Annotated in this window: 1 protein-coding gene; it reads right to left on the reverse strand. The window is 49.9% G+C overall.

What is annotated here, in order from left to right:
* The coding region (locus V6D20_20390; protein HEY9818138.1) for an HAD-IC family P-type ATPase at positions 1–1,438 on the reverse strand (1,438 nt) is incomplete at its 3' end.
* Positions 1,439–1,919 lie beyond the last annotated feature (481 nt).

Here is a 1,919-nt window from a genome sequence, read left to right on the forward strand (position 1 = left end):
CCGTCGATCCCTTCACATAGATGGCTGCCCTATCTCCCTCTATCCGATTGAGCGTCGCCATATACTGGTACTCAGACTCAAAAGGAATGCTATCTAATCGCGGATAGGTTCGGTTTAAATCTACTCGATTAAAACCAATCTTGCGAGCAGCTACCAGCAGAGCCCCTTCCGTAGGATCCCCAACCACGCCCCAAATCTTATTCTTCTGCTCTAGCTCAGAATCATTGCACAACATACCGACCTGCAAGCATTGGCGCAGAGGCGGCGGCAGGTGCTCTGGCGGAATGGGTTGGTCTTCGCCATCCCGCACGTCCCCCTGAGGCGTGTAGCCATCTCCGGTGATGTAGTAGTGATGCCCGCCAGCAAACACCATCTGCACCGTCATCTGGTTTTCGGTCAGAGTACCAGTTTTGTCGGAACAGATCACCGTTGCACTACCCAAGGTTTCAACCGCCGGCAGCTTGCGTACAATAGCGTTGCGGCGAGCCATTCGGGAAACTCCGATCGCTAGGGTAATGGTGACTACGGCTGGCAGACCCTCTGGAATTGCACTCACCGCCAGAGCGATCGCCGCCTCAAACATTTGGAGCGGGGAATTACCATATCCTAACCCCACCACAAAGGTGAAGATCGCCACAGCTAAAATAGCATAGAGCAATGTTTTGCTAAAGCGATCGAATTTGCGGGTCAGGGGAGTCATCACGGAAGTATGCTCCTCCATCAGCCTTGAGATTCGCCCGGTTTCGGTATGGATGCCTGTGGCAATGACAATCCCTTCTCCCTGGCCAAAGGTGACAAAACTACCGGCATAGGCCATATTGAGACGTTCAGCTAGGGGTGTATCCTCTGCTAAGGACACCCCCTCTTCCGCCTGTTTTTCCACAGCTACAGATTCACCTGTTAAGGCAGACTCGTTGACCTGGAGATTGCGGCAACGCACCAGTCTGAGATCTGCTGGCACTTTATCTCCAGAGGTCAGCAGCACTAAGTCACCTGGCACTAGATTTTTGGACGATACTTGAATATTCTGTCCATCACGGCGAATCATGGCATCGGTTTCCACTGCCGACGCTAGGGCAGCGATCGCACTTTCTGCCTTAGATTCCTGGACAAAACCGATGATGGCATTAATCACTGTGACGCCCCAGATAACGCCAGCATTCACCCACTGTCCCAAGAATGCCTTGATCAAACCAGCTATCAGCAGAATATACAGGAGTGGCTGATGAAACTGCAGGAGAAATAGCAGAATAGGATGCTTGCCCGACTTGGCCTGAAGCTCATTGGGGCCATACTGCTCCAAGCGTTTCTCGGCCTCTTGGGACGTAAGCCCCACATCTAGATCTAGTTTGAGCTGATCCACAACCATCGGAAGGCTGAGATCATGCCAGGTTTGCTGATGCTGAGGTATTTGAGCTTGGGCAGATTGTTTTGCCACAGACTTGTCTCCTTGAGGTTTGGAACCACCATGAATCACTGAAAGTACAGCCTATACTATGGCGTTGCTGAGTAGCAGGATGATTCCGCAATAGTTTGCATAGAGTTTCGTATCCTGTAGCTAGAGGTTCATCTCCTGCTTCAGCAATACCTATACTATTACTATGACTCTCAAGCATCCAAGTGATAATCAGTCTCAACGTAAATCTACCCAGCGGATGATTGTTCTGCTACATCGGTACCGCTAGCCTTTGAATAAGCATCTTGATCGATCATCAGCTAAGCCAACATCTATATCCAGACGCATAAACTTGAGGCCAAGATATTGCAGCTTCATAAGCAGAACACAATTCCAGCACCTATTTATGGAACGTTATACCAAGTCCGGCTAATCAACCCTAGAATGAGTAATGGAGTTGTATGAAAGGCTGAAAGCAAGATGGGGCGTCGACTGAAGCTAGAACCACATTTAACCATTGAGG

The sequence above is a fragment of the Candidatus Obscuribacterales bacterium genome (assembly GCA_036703605.1).
Classification (GTDB): Bacteria; Cyanobacteriota; Cyanobacteriia; order RECH01; family RECH01; genus RECH01.